The sequence below is a fragment of the Paraburkholderia sp. J10-1 genome, from assembly GCF_905220165.1.
Classification (GTDB): Bacteria; Pseudomonadota; Gammaproteobacteria; order Burkholderiales; family Burkholderiaceae; genus Paraburkholderia.
The window spans coordinates 1040970-1055958 of the sequence record NZ_CAJMYW010000001.1 but is presented as its reverse complement, the minus strand read 5'-3'; the positions used below and the strand labels follow the sequence as shown (position 1 = coordinate 1055958).

Sequence of the window (14989 nt, the reverse complement as noted above, 5' to 3'; positions counted from 1 at the left end):
ATAACTGCTTACAACGCTCTCCGCCCCCCGAAGCCTCCCTTCCAACTTGTAACGCTTATATGTCAAAGCGTTGACACCTCCCGCCAGCAAAAACCCTACTTGCCTCAATATGTGAGATTCCTTATCTTGTCTATACAACATGGCTGACGTGATGGCCCGCTGTTGACCAAGCCGCCATCCGTCAAGGCGGCGTTGAAAGACATATTGGAGACTCCACGTCAATGAAGAAGTTTGCCCTGTGCATGGCGATGCTCGCCGTCGCAACCTCCGTCTGTGCGAAGGACTGGACCACCGTCCGCTTCGGCGTGGATGCAAGCTATCCCCCGTTCGAATCGAAAAGCACGGACGGCAAGCTCGTCGGCTTCGACATCGACGTCGGCAATGAAATCTGCAAGCGCATCAACGCGAAGTGCGTTTGGGTGGAAAGCGAATTCGACGGCATGATTCCGGCGCTCAAGGCGAAGAAGTTCGACGCCGTGCTCTCTTCGATGTCGAAGACGCCGCAGCGTGAAGCGCAAATCGCGTTCTCGTCGAAGGTCTTCCACACGCCCAGCCGTCTCGTCGCGAAGAAAGGCTCGACCCTGCAGCCCACGGCCGATTCGTTGAAGGGCAAGACGGTTGGCGTCGAGCAGGGAACGACTCAGGAAACCTATGCCAAAGCGAATTGGGCGCCCAACGGCGTGAAGATCGTGCCTTACCAGGATCAGGACCAGGTCTACGCGGACCTGCTCTCCGGCCGCCTCGACGCTGCGCTGCAAGACGCGGTGCAGGCCGACCTGAGCTTCCTGAAGACCCCGCGCGGCGCAGGTTACGCGTTCACGAGCGGCGAGCTGAGCGATCCGGGCGGCATCCTCGGCAACGGCGCCGCTATCGGCCTGCGCAAGGACGACACCGACCTGAAGGTCAAGATCGACAAAGCGCTCGCAGACATGATCCAGGACGGCACGTACAAGAAGATCGAATCGCGATACTTCGCATTCGACGTGTACGGTTCGTAAGCCCAGGCACGCTACACACGACGAAGGCGCGGGACATTCCCGCGCCTTTTTCCCTGTTTCAGCCGCTGGACGTTCACCTCGCGCTCACGCCATCATGCAAACGCAAACCCATCCGCTCATTTCGCCGGCGCTCGGCACCGCGCGGCACCTCACGAGCTTCCACTACGGTCCAACCGGCGCACAGAAGATCTACATCCAGTCTTCGCTGCATGCCGACGAACTGCCCGGCATGCTGGTCGCCTGGGCGCTGCGCAAACGCCTGGCCATGCTCGAAGCCGCAGGAAAACTGCGCGGCGAGGTCGTCGTGGTGCCCGTGCCGAATCCGATTGGCCTCAATCAGCGCCTGCTCGGCCAACTGCTTGGCCGCTTCGAAAGCGGCACCGCCGCCAATTTCAACCGCCATTTCCACGATCTCGGCGAACTCGTGCTTCCGCGTGTCGGCCCTCGACTAACCGGCGACGCGCAGCAGAATCTGCTCACCGTGCGCGCGGCGATGCGAGAAGCGCTTGACGAACAGGCGCCGACCACCGAACTCGGCTCGCAGCGTCTCGCGCTCCAGCGCCTTTCATACGACGCCGATGTCGTGCTCGACCTGCATTGCGACTTCGAAGGCGCGATGCATCTCTATACGAACCCCGACCTGTGGGCCGATGTGGAACCGCTCGCTCGCTATCTCGACGCGAAAGCATCGCTCTTCGCGCTCAATTCGAACGGCAATCCCTTCGATGAGATTCACAGCTTCTGCTGGTCCGCGCTACGCGAGCGCTATGGCGAGCGATACCCCATTCCCAACGGCGCGGTTTCCGTGACGATCGAGCTGCGCGGCCAGGCGGATGTGAGCTACGACTTCGCCGAGCGCGATGCGAACGCCATCATCGACTACCTCATGCATCGCGGCGTGATCGAGGGCACACCTGCGCCACTGCCCCGGCTCGAATACGCGCCTACGCCGCTGGCGGGCGCCGAATCGCTCATCGCGCCGGCCTCCGGCGTGCTCGTGTTCCGCACGCCGGTTGGCGTCAAGGTCGAACCTGGCCAGCCGATAGCCGATGTGGTGGATCCGCTGACCGATCGCGTCGTCACGATCGCGAGTTCCGTGACCGGCATGCTGTACGCACGTCAACGCACACGCTTCGCCACGGCAGGGATGGAAGTGGCGTGGGTAGCAGGCGCCACGCCGCTGCGCAGCGGGTCGCTGCTGCCCGATTAACTTATGTGGGGTCACAGTTCGCCAGCAATGAATCTGTGACGAGGCGTAACAGCACGGGAACAACACGCCTGCAGGCATATCGCAAAGGACATTGCCTGCCTTTGCGGCGCAGTGAGCACGCACGCAAGCGCCATTTACACTTGCTTGCGATTCTTTACCTATGCGCGCCGGGTTGAAACTTACGATTGCCAACGCCTAACGCATTGGGCGCCAGGGCGGCCGGGGACTTCCGTTTCCGGCCGCCTTTCTCATTCGTAAATAAAGTCAGCAGAATGGCCCACAATAAATGAACAGTTTCGATACCGTCATTCTGGGAGCGCTCACCCGAATCGATCTGCCGCCCCTGCTCAATCACGCGATCCGGGTGATGGCGGGGCTCTACACGTTCAAAGGTTATGTCCTCATCCCGCTCATCGCGTGGATCGGGTTCCAGCCGAACGAGCGTCGCGAGTGGCGGCGCGAGATGATGTTCGCCACGGTGGCCAGCGGCCTGATCGCGCTGGCCGTGGGACGCCTCCTCGCGCGCTTTCTACCGTTCCGGCAACGGCCAATTTTCAATCCCGATCTGCATCTGCATTTCGCCTCGTCGTCCTTGCGGGCGGCTGGACTGACTGACTTCAGCTCGTTTCCAAGCGATCACGCGATGCTGTGGGTGGCGATTGCGGTGGGGATCTTTCTTGTGTGGCGGTTCGTCGGCGCGCTGGCGATTTTATATGTGCTACTGATTATCTGCTTGCCGCGTGCCTATCTCGGCTATCACTATCCCACCGATCTGATCGCGGGCGGCGTAATCGGTGTCGCGATCACCTGGCTGATGACGCGCGACGCCATCAGGAAGCGAACCGCCGGGCCCGCGCTGCGCTTGATGACGCGCTTTCCCGGCCCGGCCGCCGCAATGGCATTTCTCGTATGTTTCGAACTGGTCACGCAGTTCGACGATCTGCTGCGACTCACCCACTCCGTGTTGCACGCAATGAGCTGAAATCTGGCGCGGGCGACGCTTTTGGCGCGCCGCCCGCGCGGCATCACACTGCGCCCGGATTGACGTACGCCGTCTTGACGGTGGTGTAGAACTCGCGCGCGTAGCTGCCTTGCTCGCGCGGGCCGTAGCTCGAACCCTTGCGGCCGCCAAACGGAACGTGATAGTCCACGCCCGCCGTCGCGGTGTTCACCATGACCATGCCGGCCTGCACGTGGCGGCGGAAATGGTTGGCATGATTGAGCGACGTCGTGCAGATACCCGCCGACAAACCAAACTCCGTGTCGTTCGCCACGGCCAGCGCCTCGTGATAGTCCTTGACCTTGATGACCGAGGCAACCGGGCCAAACACCTCTTCGCGGTTGATGCGCATTGCCGAAGTCGTGCCGGTGACGAGCGCGGGGGCAAGAAAATAGCCGCGCGTGGCGCCTTCAACACGCTCGCCGCCGTACACCTCGCCACCCTCTTCGCGCGCAATCGCGATGTAGCGCTCGTCCTGCTGAAGCTGCTTGTCGTCGACAACCGGCCCGATATGCGTGCCGTCCGCGAGCGCGTCGCCGGTCTTCAGCGTCTTCATGCGCGCCTTCATCGCTTCGACGAAACGGTCGTGAATGCCTTCGGTCACGATGAGTCGGCTCGACGCCGTGCAACGCTGCCCCGTGGAGAAGAATGCGCCGTTGATGCAGGCTTCGACGGCCACGTCGAGATTGGCGTCGTCGAGCACGACCATCGGGTTCTTGCCGCCCATCTCCAGCTGGAACTTCTTGCCCGTTGCAAAACACTTCGCACCAATCGCGCGGCCCGTCGCGACCGAGCCGGTGAAGCTCACGGCGTCGACATCAGGAGAGCTGACGATTGCCTCGCCCACCACCGAGCCGCGCCCCATCACGAGGTTGATGACACCGGCCGGCGCACCCGCTTCCGCGATGATCTTCACGAGTTCCCACGTGCTCGCCGGCACGAGATCGGCAGGCTTGATGACGACCGTGTTGCCGTAGGCCAGCGCGGGCGCGATCTTCCAGGCGGGAATGGCGATCGGGAAGTTCCAGGGCGTAATGAGCCCGATCACGCCGATCGGCTCGCGCGTGACCTCGACGGTCATGCCCGGCCGCACCGAGGGCACGATCTCGCCGCCAAGGCGCAGCGCTTCGCCGGCGAAGAACTTGAAGATTTGCGCGGCGCGGCCCACTTCGCCAATGGCCTCGGGCAGCGTCTTGCCCTCTTCACGCGCGAGCAGGCGGCCCAACTCGGCCTTGCGCGCGAGAATGACGCTGCCCACCTGGTCGAGCAGGTCGAAGCGCTGCTGTGGCGTAGAAAGCGACCACTGCGCGAAGGCTTTGCGCGCGGCGGCAATGGCGTCGCGCGTCTGCGCGTCGTCTGCCTGCGCGAATTCGCCGATCGCGTCGTCGAGATTGGACGGATTGACGTTGGTGGAGGCCGTGGCGCCGCGCACCCATTGGCCGCCAATGTAATTGTCGAACTGGTTCATGTTGCGTTTCCTGATTCAGTGGCTCACAGCAATCCGCGCGAAGCCAGATTGCGATAAAGCGCGCGCACGCCGAAGGTCCACGGCGCGAGCGCCGTGCTCAGTTGCACGGTGTTGACCAGCGCGCCGAGTTCGGGCGCGGAGATAGTGACCTTGTCGCCGAGATGGTGCGTAAAGCCGCCGCCCGCCGTATCGCGGTCCTTGATCGGCGAGAACATGGTGCCGAGAAAGAGCATGAAGCCATCGGGATACTGGTGATGCGGGCCCCACGTTTGCGACACGAGGTCGGCCGGGTCGCGGCTGATTTCGCTCATGTGGCTGATGCCCTCCAGAACGAAGTCATCGTCCGTGCCTTCGACGCGCAATGCGACGCTCGTCTTGCGCACGGTGTCGAGCGTGAACGACGCGTCGAACAGGCGCACGAACGGGCCAATCGCGCACGAGGCATTGTTGTCCTTGCACTTGCCGAGCAATAGCGCCGAGCGTCCTTCGATATCGCGCAGATTCACGTCGTTGCCGAGCGTCGCGCCGACGATCTCGCCGCGGCTGTTCACAGCCAGCACGATTTCCGGCTCGGGGTTGTTCCAGACCGAGGCCGCCAGCAAGCCGACATCGTCGCCAAAGCCCACTGCCGACATGGGCTGCGACTTCGAAAAAACTTCCGCGTCGGGCCCGATGCCCACTTCCATGTACTGGGACCACGCGCCACGGCGCTCGAGTTCCGCCTTGAGCTTCATCGCTTCTGCCGAACCCGGCTTGATCTTCGAGAGATCGGTGCCGATCGTGGCCGCGATGGTTTCGCGAACTTCCTGCGCCTTCGCGGGGTCGCCGCCGGCCTGCTCCTCGATCACGCGCTCGATCAGGCTCACAGCGAACGTCACGCCGCATGCCTTGATGGCCTGAACGTCGTTCGGCGCGAGCAGACGCAGCGCCGGCGCCACGCTGCCGGGCAGATTCGCTTCGATCAGCTTCTCCACCGGGCCGAGCGATTCGCCGCTCACCGTGCGTGCAAATTGCGCAACGTCTTCACGGTCGAAAAGGTCCGCGGTGGTCGGCGCGCTCGCCGTGATATCGATGACTTCGCCGTTGCGAACGAGCACGACGCAGGGGCCTTCGTGCTCGCCTGCACGACGCCACACGCGGCCAACGAGCAATGCCTGCCCGACGTCGCGAGGAAGCCAGTTTGATGAGGTGTTCGAGGTCATGCTGCCTCCAGTTTAATGTCCGTTATTTAGTGTGAATGGCGCGGGTTGCCGCGCTCGGCAATGACTTTCAGATAAAGCGTGGCGGGTTCGAGGCAGCCGCCCGTGGACAGTTGCCCCACCGTCTTGCGATACAGCTCCTGCCAGGGCGTTTGTGCAGGCGGAACCTCGAAGTGCGCGGTTTCGCGGCGGCGCGCAAGCTCGGCCTCGTCGACGAGCACGTTCACGCTGCGCGCGTTCAGGTCGACGCGAATGCGGTCGCCCGTTTGCAGCAGCGCGAGGCCGCCGCCCACCGCCGCCTCGGGCGACATGTTCAAGATGGACGGGCTGGCCGACGTGCCGCTCTGGCGGCCGTCGCCCAGCGTTGGGAGCGACGTGATGCCCTGGCGCACCAGTTCCGCCGGCGGCGCCATGTTCACCACTTCGGCGCTGCCCGGATAGCCCACCGTGCCCGTGCCGCGAATCACGAGAATGCAGTGCTGGTCGATTTCGAGCGACGGGTCGTTGATGCGCGCGTGGTAGTCCTCCGGACCGTCGAACACGATCGCGCGCGCCTCGAACGTATTCTCCGCGCCCGGCTCGCTCAAATAGGTCTGACGGAAGGCGTCGCCAACCACGGACATCTTCATGATCGCACTGTCGAAGAAGTTGCCCGAGAGCACCATGAAGCCGGCGCCATGCTTGAGCGGATCTTCAGTTGTCTTGATGACTTCGCGATCGGGCTCGGGCGTGCTGTCGGCAATCGCGCCAATGGTTCGGCCCGACACCGTGAGGCAGTCGCGGTGCACGAGGCCCGCGCGGTCGAGTTCGCGCAGCACGCCGGGCACGCCGCCCGCGCGGTGAAAGCTTTCGCCGAGAAATTCGCCCGCCGGCATGCAGTTCACGATGAGCGGCACCTGCTCGCCCACGCGCTGCCAGTCTTCAAGGCTCAGCTCGATACCCATGTGCCGCGCGATGGCGATGAGGTGCGGCGGACAATTGGTCGAGGCGCCCAGCGCGGAGGCCACGACGATGGCGTTCTCGAACGCCTCTTTCGTCATGATGCGCGAAGGCCGCATGTCGTAGCGCACGAGGTCGACAATGCGCTTGCCCGTTGCGTACGCCATCTGGCCGCGCTCGCGGTAGGCCGCCGGAATGCTGGCGCAACCGGGCAGCGACATGCCCAGCGCTTCGGCGAGGCTGTTCATCGACAACGCCGTGCCCATGGTGTTGCAATGGCCGATGGAAGGCGACGAAGCCGTCGTCAGTTCCATGAAGCCCTCATAGTCGATTTCACCGGCCGCCAGCAGGTTGCGCGCATGCCAGATCACGGTGCCCGAGCCGACGCGCTGGCCGTTATGCCAGCCGTCGAGCATCGGGCCGCCCGACAGCACGATGGCGGGCATATCGACGGTTGCCGCGGCCATCAGGCACGCGGGCGTGGTCTTGTCGCAGCCCGTGGTCAGCACGACGCCGTCGAGCGGGAAACCGTGAAGAATCTCGACGAGACCGAGATACGCCAGATTGCGGTCGAGCGCCGCCGTGGGCCGGCGGCTCTGCTCGGCGAGCGGATGCACCGGAAATTCCATCGGGATGCCGCCCGCGTCGCGAATGCCCGCCTTCGTGCGGGCAGCAAGCTCGATATGGTGGCGATTGCAGGGAGCGAGATCGCTCCCCGTTTGTGCGATGCCGATGATGGGGCGGCCCGATTGCAGTTCTTCGCGGGTCAGACCGTAGTTCATGAAACGCTCGACATAAAGCGCGGTCATGTCCGCATGGGCCGGATCGTCGAACCATTCCTGGCTGCGCAGGCGCCGTGCGTTGGGCTGGGTCATATCACTCACTCCGTTATTCCTTGTCTCGACGATGTCGCGGGCGCATAGATGCGTTCGCGCCGATTTGTTATCGGTAACATTTCTGGATCTTAGCACTTTGTGGTCGCGCTGTGCACCAGGACAGACCACGCGTTTTCCCGGTTGCGGCAACGCGCCGGAGGCCCTCAGCGCACTCGCCCGACTTGCCCTGGCACCCGCAGCCGTGCTAATTTAGCGCCCGCAGTGTTACCGATAACAAATAGCGTGCTGTTCACTGCCAGCACAGAGATCCAGCAAACACACCACGAACGACGTGGAAATAGCCTCCCCTGCTGCGGGACCGTTCAAAGGCATATGTGAAAGGAGACACATCCCATGCCAACCCTGACCCAGATTGCGGACTCGCCGTCCGCCGTCAATGAAGCCGAAGACCTCTTGTACCGCAAGGTATTGAAGCGCATCTTGCCGCTTTTGCTTCTGTGCTACGTCGTCGCCTACCTGGACCGCGTGAACGTCGGCTTTGCCAAGCTGCAGATGCTGGATTCGCTGGGCCTGAGCGACAGCGTGTACGCCGTGGGCGCGAGCATTTTCTTCTGGGGATACTTCCTCTTCGAAATGCCGAGCAACCTGCTGCTGCACCGCTATGGCGCGCGTTTCTGGATCGCGCGCATCATGGTGACGTGGGGCATCGTTTCTTCGTCGCTCGCCTTTATCGCGCCGCTCGCGAGCGTCTTTCACGTGCAAACCTCGACGATGTTCTACATCCTGCGGTTTCTGCTCGGCGTGTGCGAAGCGGGCTTTTTCCCCGGCATCATTCTGTACCTGAACTACTGGTTCCCGGCGCGCCGCCAGAGCGTCGCGATGTCGGGATTCCTGATCGCCATTCCGGTGAGCCTCACGCTTGGCGGGATCGTCTCGGGGTGGCTCATGGAAAACACGCATGGCCTGTTCGGCCTGGGCGGCTGGCAATGGATGCTGTTGCTCGAAGGCATTCCTTCGATCCTCGTCGCCTTCGTAGTGCTGGCGCGCATGGGCGACGGCATTCAGTCGGCGAAATGGCTGAGCGCCGCCGAAAAAGCCGTTCTGCAAAAGAATCTCGAACAGGAAAGCGGGAAGAAAACGCACAGCGCCGTAGCAGCGCTGAAAAGCCCGCGCGTCTGGCTGTTGACGTTCATTCTTCTCACCTTCAATACCGGCTTCTATGGCCTGGCATTCTGGCTGCCTTCGATCATCAAGGCTTCCGGCGTGAAGAGCACGTTCAATATTGGCTTGCTGACCGCCATTCCCTATCTCAGCGCAGTGGTCGCCATGATCTGGAATGCATCGCACTCCCGCAAGACGGGCGAGCGCCGGCTGCATGCGGCCATTCCGGCTTGTATTGGCGGCGTCGGCCTGATTCTGAGCGCACTGTTCGCGCACAACGTGGCGCTTTCGATCGTATTCCTGACGATTGCCACCTGCGCGATCCTTGGGCTCATGCCGATCTACTGGACGTTCCCGGGGCAGATTCTCTCGGGCACCGCAGCGGCGGCCGGTATTGCGCTCATCAACTCGGTCGGCAATCTGTCGGGCTTCACGGGCTCCATGATCACCAGTGTGGCGAAGGACCTGACCGGCGACATCAATAACGGCACCTATGCGCTGGGCGCCTGCTTGCTCGTGAGCTGCGTGCTCATTCTGTCGATTCCGAAGAGCATGCTGAACCGCGATCCGGTGGAGGAGAACTGAGCCTTATGCAATTCAGCTAGATCGTCCGTTGCGAAGGCCACCATCTGGCTGCGCCTTCCTTACACGATCCCTTTTTTGCAAATTGCGCCGGCCTTGTGCCGGCGCTTTTTTTGCGCCTCCGCGGCCCGGCCAATACGAGCGATTGCCCGCGTGACCATCCCAGCGCTTGCACAAAAAACGTCAAAAATAAACAATGCGAAGTGCCTAAAGAATTTCAGCACGCTGCCGTTAAGCCGTGAAGACTGCTTTCCGCCCGATACACCACGATCGGGCCACCATCAAGCCATGGAGACGCTGTGATTCGACACTGCCTTGGGGGCCTGCTGCTGGCGCTCGGTTGTCTTGGCACCGCGGTTGCCGCGGGCCCCGACTGCTCGCGCTCATTTACGCTCGCCTTACACGATCACGGGCTGCTCTACTCGGTCGACACGGACACGGGCATCGACAAGGACTTCGCCGACGCATTGGCGCGGCGCAGCGGCTGCCAGATCCGCGTGAGCCTGATGTCGCGCGCGCGCATCTGGAAACTCATCGAGTCGGGTGCGCTCGATTTCAGTCTTTCGGGTATTGCGAACGAAGAGCGCAATCAATACGCCGATTTTGCCTGGTACTTCAGCAACAAGTACTATCTGCTGGTTCGCAAGGATTCGGGCATCCACCAACTGGCCGATTTCGAGCACAACGACAAGTTCCAGCTCGGTGTGATTCGCAGTTTCCGCTACAGCGCGTCGGCCAATCGCCTCGTCGACTCGCTCTCCGCCGAAAACCGCGTGAGTCAGGCCGGGGGCCTCGAGCCGCTTTACCAGGCGCTGATTCTCGGGCGCATTCAGGGAATGATCATCGAGCCGTTCGATTATCCGGCTATCGATGAAGCGAAGATCCGGAGCGTGACCAATATCGTGGAGTTCGACGATCCACCCATTCCGCATGGACTCATCATGTCGAAGAAGGCACTCTCGCCCGAAGAGCGGGACAAGTGGCGCGCCCTCGTCAACGAAATGATCGCCGACGGCACGGTGCGACGCATCTTCACGAAATACTTCAAGCCCGACCTCGCCGACTCGATGGTCCCCTTCTAGACGCCACCATGACCCGGACGCGCCTCGTTCTGCTCCCGCTACTGGTTCTCTGCGCCGCCCTCGGCGTGACATGGGCGCTCTGGAACCACGAGCGTGAAGCGGCCCGCCACGAACTGCTTACGCAGTTCGACTTTTCGCTCGGCGACGTCGTGAGCCGCATCGAACAGCGCATGGGCACGTACGAGCTTTTGCTGCGCGGCGTGCAGAGCCTCTTTGCCGCGAGCGGCGAAGTCGACCGCGACGCATTCCGGGCTTACGTCAACACACTCAATCTCGACGCCAACTTTTCCGGCATCCAGGCGATCGGCATCATCGCGTGGGTGCCGCAAACGCAAAAGGCGGCGCATATCGCGGCCATGCAACAGCGCGGCCTGCCCGGCTACGCGATCGAGCCCGATGGCGCACGCGAAAACTACGCCCCCATCATTCAGCGCGAGCCGTACATCGGCGCCAATCGCGCGGCGCCCGGTTTCGACGCATGGGCCGACCCGGTGCGCCGGCGCGCCATGGAGCAGGCGCGCGACACCGGCATGGCAACCATTTCCGGCAAGGTGCGCCTTTCGGTGGACACCGATCCTGGCGCCGACCCCGGCTTCGTGATGTACATGCCGGTCTATGCACGCGGCCAGCAGGCGCCGGAAAACGCCACCGACCGCCAGGCGCAGCTCGTTGGCTGGGTGTACGCGTCCTTTCGCATGCACGACGTCATTGCCAGTCTTTACGGCGAGGAGCCGCCCGGCCTCTCGGTTTCGATCTACGACGGCGTGGAATCGTCGCCGGACGCGCTGCTCTACAAAACGTCCGGCGCTACCCCTCATCACGTGCCCGGCGAGCTCTCGGCGACCGAATATCTCGTCGTTTGCGGACACGACTGGATGCTCAAGCTGATGGCGCGCGACGGTTTCAAGGCGCGCTTCGGCCGCGACGCGGCCACGCTCATCGCCATCACCGGCACGGGCCTAAGCCTGCTGCTCGCGCTGCTCACGCGCCTCATGATGACGGGCCGCAGCCGCGCGCTGCGGCTGGCCTCGTCGATGACGAAGGAACTGCGCGAAAGCGAGGAAAAATTCCGTGCCATTGCCGACTGCACCGTCAACTGGGAAATCTGGTGGTCGCCGGAAGGCAAGCCGCGCTGGATCAACTCGGCGGTGGAGCAGTACATCGGCTATACCGTCGAAGAATGCATGGCCATGAGCGATTTTGCCTGCACGGTGATCTATCCGGACGACGCCTCCTACGTCGCCCCCGAGTTTCGCGGCGCGCAACTGGGCTCGCGCGGCGACAACCTGGAGTTTCGTTGCGTGCGCAAGGATGGCTCGCTCATGTGGCTCTCCGCTTCGTGGGTGCCGATTACCGACTCCAAGGGCGATTTCATCGGTTTCCGCACGAGCGGGCGCGACATCACCGAGCGCAAGATCGCCGACCAGCGCATCAAGGAACTGGCCTTTTACGACGCGCTTACCGGCCTGCCCAATCGCACGCTGCTGCTTGACAACCTGAAGGACGCCATTACCGAGAGCGCGAGGAACGGCACGAGCGGCGCCCTGCTGTTCATCGATCTGGACCACTTCAAGACGCTCAACGACACGCTGGGCCACGACAAGGGCGACCTGCTGCTGCAGGAAGTGGCCAAACGCCTCGCGGCGAGCATCCCGGCAGGCGACACCGTGGCGCGCGTGGGCGGCGACGAGTTCGTCGTCGTGGTGGGCAATCTGAATCCCGTTCCCTGTGAAGCGGCCCGCCAGACCGAGGCCCTGGGAGCGCGAATTCTCTCAGTGCTCGGCAATCCTTATCGACTCGACGATATCGACTACCGCAGCACGGCCAGTATTGGTGCGACGGTATTCAAGGGCTTCCAGGCATCGACGGACGACCTCATGAAGCAGGCCGATCTCGCCATGTACAAGTCCAAGGAACGCGGACGCAACGCGGTGCGCCTCTTCGACCCCGACATGCAAACCGTCGTGGTGGAGCGTGCCGCGCTCGAGGCGGCGCTGCGCGAAGCGATCGAAAACGAACAGTTCGTGCTGCACTACCAGATGCAGATCGACCGCGACCGCGTAACCGGCGTCGAGGCGCTGGTGCGCTGGCGTCATCCCGCACGCGGGCTCGTGTACCCGGCCGATTTCATTCCGGTGGCCGAAGAAACCGGGCTCATTGCCGAGTTGGGCAGTTGGGTTCTGCGCGCAGCCTGCACCCAACTGGCGCGCTGGGCCGCGCAGCCCGACACCGAGCATCTCACGATCGCGGTCAACGTCAGCGTGCAGCAGCTTCACCAACCGGACTTCGTGGAAAGCGTGCGAGCCACGCTCGAACAAACCGGCGCGCGAGCAGACCGGCTCAAGCTCGAGTTGACGGAAAGCGTGCTGGTCGACAACGTGCAGGAGATCATCGAGAAAATGGAAGCGCTGAAGACGGACGGCATCGTCTTTGCGCTCGACGACTTCGGCACCGGCTATTCGTCGCTCGCGTATTTGAAGCGCCTGCCGCTCGACCAGCTGAAAATCGACCGCTCATTCGTGCGCGATGTCCTCATCGACCCGAACGACGCCGTGATCGCGCGAACCATCGTAGCGCTCGCGCACAGCCTGGGCCTCGGCGTGATCGCCGAAGGCGTGGAAACCGAGGAGCAACGCGCCTTCCTCGCCTCGGCCGGATGTTACGCGTATCAGGGCTATCTCTTCTGCCGCCCGGTTCCTGTCGAAGCGTTCGAAACGGCGTTGCGCGGACTCGAAGCGCCGCAGTGCGTCACGGAGTAGACGCGCCACGCCGCTTTTCATCTTAGGTTGTGCCACGCTGGCGCGGCACGAGCAGATCGGACATGCCCACGCGGTGCAACATCTCCGCTCTCACGCGGTCCAGTACCGCGAAGCCGACGTCCGCACCGTCCTGGGTCGGATCGACATGCACGCGGAACGGCCGCTTCCCAAAGGGCGCATCGACCGCTTCGACAATCGCCTCGGCCACGAGGCCCGCGTCGGCCTCCCGCGGCACGATGGCGGCGAACGCTTTCTGGATCTGCTCGCCGAACCCGGCATAAGGGCCCGCTTCATACGCCGCGACCACGCCCTTGTCGTCCGGACTGCCCGCATGCGAAAAGTGATTCGTGCCCGAGGTAAAGGCGCCCGGCACGATGATCGACGTTTCAATGCCCCAGCGCGAAAGCTCTCGCGCATACTGAACGGCAATCGCGTCCATGGCGGCCTTCGCTGCAAAATACGGCGCGAGGTAAGGCGGCGTGCCGCCTGCGGAACTGCTGCTCGACACCCACACCACGAGACCCTCGCGCCGCTCGCGCATGTGCGGCAGCACCGCGCGGTTCACCCGCTGCGTACCTAGCACGTTGATATCGTACAAGTGCGCATACTGCTCCGGACTGAACGCTTCGGCCGGCCCGAAGGCCATGTGACCCGCGTTGTGGACGATGACGTCGATATGCCCGCTTTCGGCGATCACGCGGGCGATGCCCTCGTCCACGGACGGCTGCGACTGCACGTCGAGTTCGACGGTGCGCAGATCCACGCCGTTGTGCCGCGAGAATACCGCCATCTGCTCGACGACCGGGGCGTTGCGCCCGGTCGTCGCGCGCATGGACGCGTAGACGGTATGACCCGCGTGGGCGAGTGCTTCGGCGGCAAGGCGGCCAAACCCGCTGGATGCGCCGGTAACGACAATGACTTTCTTCATGATGGGCTCCTTGTTCATCGTGAAAATTATGATCAGGACATCAAACAATGCCGCCGTTCACGCGTATCGTTTGACCGTCGATCCAGCTTGCGCCGCTGCCAACGAGAAACGAGACCACCTCCGCGATGTCGTCCGCCTGGCCGAGCCGCTCGAGCGGCGGCATCTTCGCAAGGCGCTCGATCTGCTCGGGCGTCTTGTCCTTCAGGAACAATTCGGTCGCGGTCGGTCCGGGGGCCACCGCGTTCACGGTGATATTGCGGCCGCGCAGTTCCTTGGCGAAGATGTTCGTCATCGTCTCCACGGCGGCCTTGGTGGCGGCGTAGACCGAGTAGCCCGGCAGCGCGAGCGCCTGGATGCTGCTCGAAAAGTTGACGATGCGGCCGTCCTGGCGCAGCTTCTTCGCGGCAATGCGCAGCGTATTGAAGGTGCCCTTGAGGTTGATCGCGACGAGCCGGTCGAACAGCGCGTCGTCGGTATCGGCCAGATTGACGAGGCCCGGCTGCATGACGCCCGCGTTGTTCACGAGGATATCCACGCCGCCAAAGAGCGTAATGGCCTGGTCGAACATCGCGGCCACCTGGGCAGGCACGGCCACGTCTGCCTGAATCGCCGCGGCGCGGCCGCCGGCTGCCTTGATTTCCTCCACGACCGCGTTGGCGTCCGCCGCGCGGCCGGCGTAGTTGACGACGACTGCGATGCCCTCGCTCGCGAGGCGTTTGGCGATGGATGCGCCGATACCGCGAGAAGCGCCGGTAACGATTGCGACTTTGGGGGTGTTGGCTTGCGTGCTCATGGTGATGCTCCGTTTCGGTTGGGCGGGATGTAAC

General features: G+C 63.2%; 11 protein-coding genes. 6 read left to right on the top strand and 5 right to left on the bottom strand.

The features are described from left to right. Window positions 1-221: 221 nt before the first annotated feature. The 3 genes from U5A65_RS04630 (at window position 222) to U5A65_RS04620 (ending at window position 3190) form a co-directional block, all read left to right on the top strand. Window positions 222-998, top strand: a complete 777-nt coding sequence (locus tag U5A65_RS04630) for an ABC transporter substrate-binding protein (protein ID WP_321911985.1) — start codon at window positions 222-224, stop codon at window positions 996-998. A gap of 94 nt (window positions 999-1092) precedes the next feature. Continuing rightward, window positions 1093-2208: a succinylglutamate desuccinylase/aspartoacylase family protein gene (locus U5A65_RS04625; protein ID WP_321945602.1), complete on the top strand. Its 1116-nt coding sequence runs from the start codon at window positions 1093-1095 to the stop codon at window positions 2206-2208. 286 nt (window positions 2209-2494) lie between these two features. Continuing rightward, complete coding sequence (locus U5A65_RS04620; RefSeq protein ID WP_321945601.1) at window positions 2495-3190, top strand: phosphatase PAP2 family protein; 696 nt, start codon at window positions 2495-2497, stop codon at window positions 3188-3190. Between the two features lie 43 nt (window positions 3191-3233). On the opposite strand, the gene U5A65_RS04615 is transcribed toward U5A65_RS04620, so the two are convergent. From U5A65_RS04615 to U5A65_RS04605, 3 genes are read right to left on the bottom strand one after another with little or no spacing between them, the layout of a single operon-like run. After that, window positions 3234-4676 carry an aldehyde dehydrogenase family protein gene (locus tag U5A65_RS04615; RefSeq protein ID WP_321945600.1) on the bottom strand — a complete coding sequence of 481 codons (1443 nt, stop codon included), beginning with the start codon at window positions 4674-4676 and terminating at the stop codon, window positions 3234-3236. Window positions 4677-4699: 23 nt separating this feature from the next. Beyond that, entirely contained in the window at window positions 4700-5878 is a 1179-nt protein-coding gene (locus U5A65_RS04610) for a fumarylacetoacetate hydrolase family protein (RefSeq protein WP_321934734.1), read from the bottom strand. Window positions 5879-5904: 26 nt separating this feature from the next. Next, entirely contained in the window at window positions 5905-7689 is a 1785-nt protein-coding gene (locus tag U5A65_RS04605; protein ID WP_321911996.1) for an IlvD/Edd family dehydratase, read from the bottom strand. 354 nt (window positions 7690-8043) lie between these two features. Between U5A65_RS04605 and U5A65_RS04600 the strand changes: the two genes are divergently transcribed. The 3 genes from U5A65_RS04600 to U5A65_RS04590 all read left to right on the top strand — a co-directional run bounded on the left by U5A65_RS04600 (window position 8044) and on the right by U5A65_RS04590 (window position 13234). Next, complete coding sequence (locus U5A65_RS04600; RefSeq protein ID WP_321945599.1) at window positions 8044-9396, top strand: MFS transporter; 1353 nt, start codon at window positions 8044-8046, stop codon at window positions 9394-9396. 296 nt (window positions 9397-9692) lie between these two features. Beyond that, window positions 9693-10475: a substrate-binding periplasmic protein gene (locus tag U5A65_RS04595; RefSeq protein WP_321912001.1), complete on the top strand. Its 783-nt coding sequence runs from the start codon at window positions 9693-9695 to the stop codon at window positions 10473-10475. An 8-nt stretch (window positions 10476-10483) separates the two neighbouring features. Next, window positions 10484-13234 carry an EAL domain-containing protein gene (locus U5A65_RS04590; RefSeq protein ID WP_321945598.1) on the top strand — a complete coding sequence of 917 codons (2751 nt, stop codon included), beginning with the start codon at window positions 10484-10486 and terminating at the stop codon, window positions 13232-13234. A 22-nt stretch (window positions 13235-13256) separates the two neighbouring features. Here U5A65_RS04590 and U5A65_RS04585 read toward each other — a convergent pair whose 3' ends face one another. After that, window positions 13257-14162: an SDR family oxidoreductase gene (locus U5A65_RS04585; RefSeq protein ID WP_321945597.1), complete on the bottom strand. Its 906-nt coding sequence runs from the start codon at window positions 14160-14162 to the stop codon at window positions 13257-13259. Between the two features lie 40 nt (window positions 14163-14202). After that, window positions 14203-14955 carry an SDR family oxidoreductase gene (locus U5A65_RS04580; RefSeq protein WP_321934729.1) on the bottom strand — a complete coding sequence of 251 codons (753 nt, stop codon included), beginning with the start codon at window positions 14953-14955 and terminating at the stop codon, window positions 14203-14205. Window positions 14956-14989: the final 34 nt, after the last annotated feature.

What these genes read in the sequence shown, in the direction of transcription:
- U5A65_RS04630 (WP_321911985.1), top strand. Translation starts at nt 222, where the DNA reads ATGAAGAAGTTTGCCCTGTGCATGGCGATGCTCGCCGTCGCAACCTCC.
- U5A65_RS04625 (WP_321945602.1), top strand. Translation starts at nt 1,093, where the DNA reads ATGCAAACGCAAACCCATCCGCTCATTTCGCCGGCGCTCGGCACCGCG.
- U5A65_RS04620 (WP_321945601.1), top strand. Translation starts at nt 2,495, where the DNA reads ATGAACAGTTTCGATACCGTCATTCTGGGAGCGCTCACCCGAATCGAT.
- U5A65_RS04615 (WP_321945600.1), bottom strand. Translation starts at nt 4,676, where the DNA reads ATGAACCAGTTCGACAATTACATTGGCGGCCAATGGGTGCGCGGCGCC.
- U5A65_RS04610 (WP_321934734.1), bottom strand. Translation starts at nt 5,878, where the DNA reads ATGACCTCGAACACCTCATCAAACTGGCTTCCTCGCGACGTCGGGCAG.
- U5A65_RS04605 (WP_321911996.1), bottom strand. Translation starts at nt 7,689, where the DNA reads ATGACCCAGCCCAACGCACGGCGCCTGCGCAGCCAGGAATGGTTCGAC.
- U5A65_RS04600 (WP_321945599.1), top strand. Translation starts at nt 8,044, where the DNA reads ATGCCAACCCTGACCCAGATTGCGGACTCGCCGTCCGCCGTCAATGAA.
- U5A65_RS04590 (WP_321945598.1), top strand. Translation starts at nt 10,484, where the DNA reads ATGACCCGGACGCGCCTCGTTCTGCTCCCGCTACTGGTTCTCTGCGCC.
- U5A65_RS04585 (WP_321945597.1), bottom strand. Translation starts at nt 14,162, where the DNA reads ATGAAGAAAGTCATTGTCGTTACCGGCGCATCCAGCGGGTTTGGCCGC.
- U5A65_RS04580 (WP_321934729.1), bottom strand. Translation starts at nt 14,955, where the DNA reads ATGAGCACGCAAGCCAACACCCCCAAAGTCGCAATCGTTACCGGCGCT.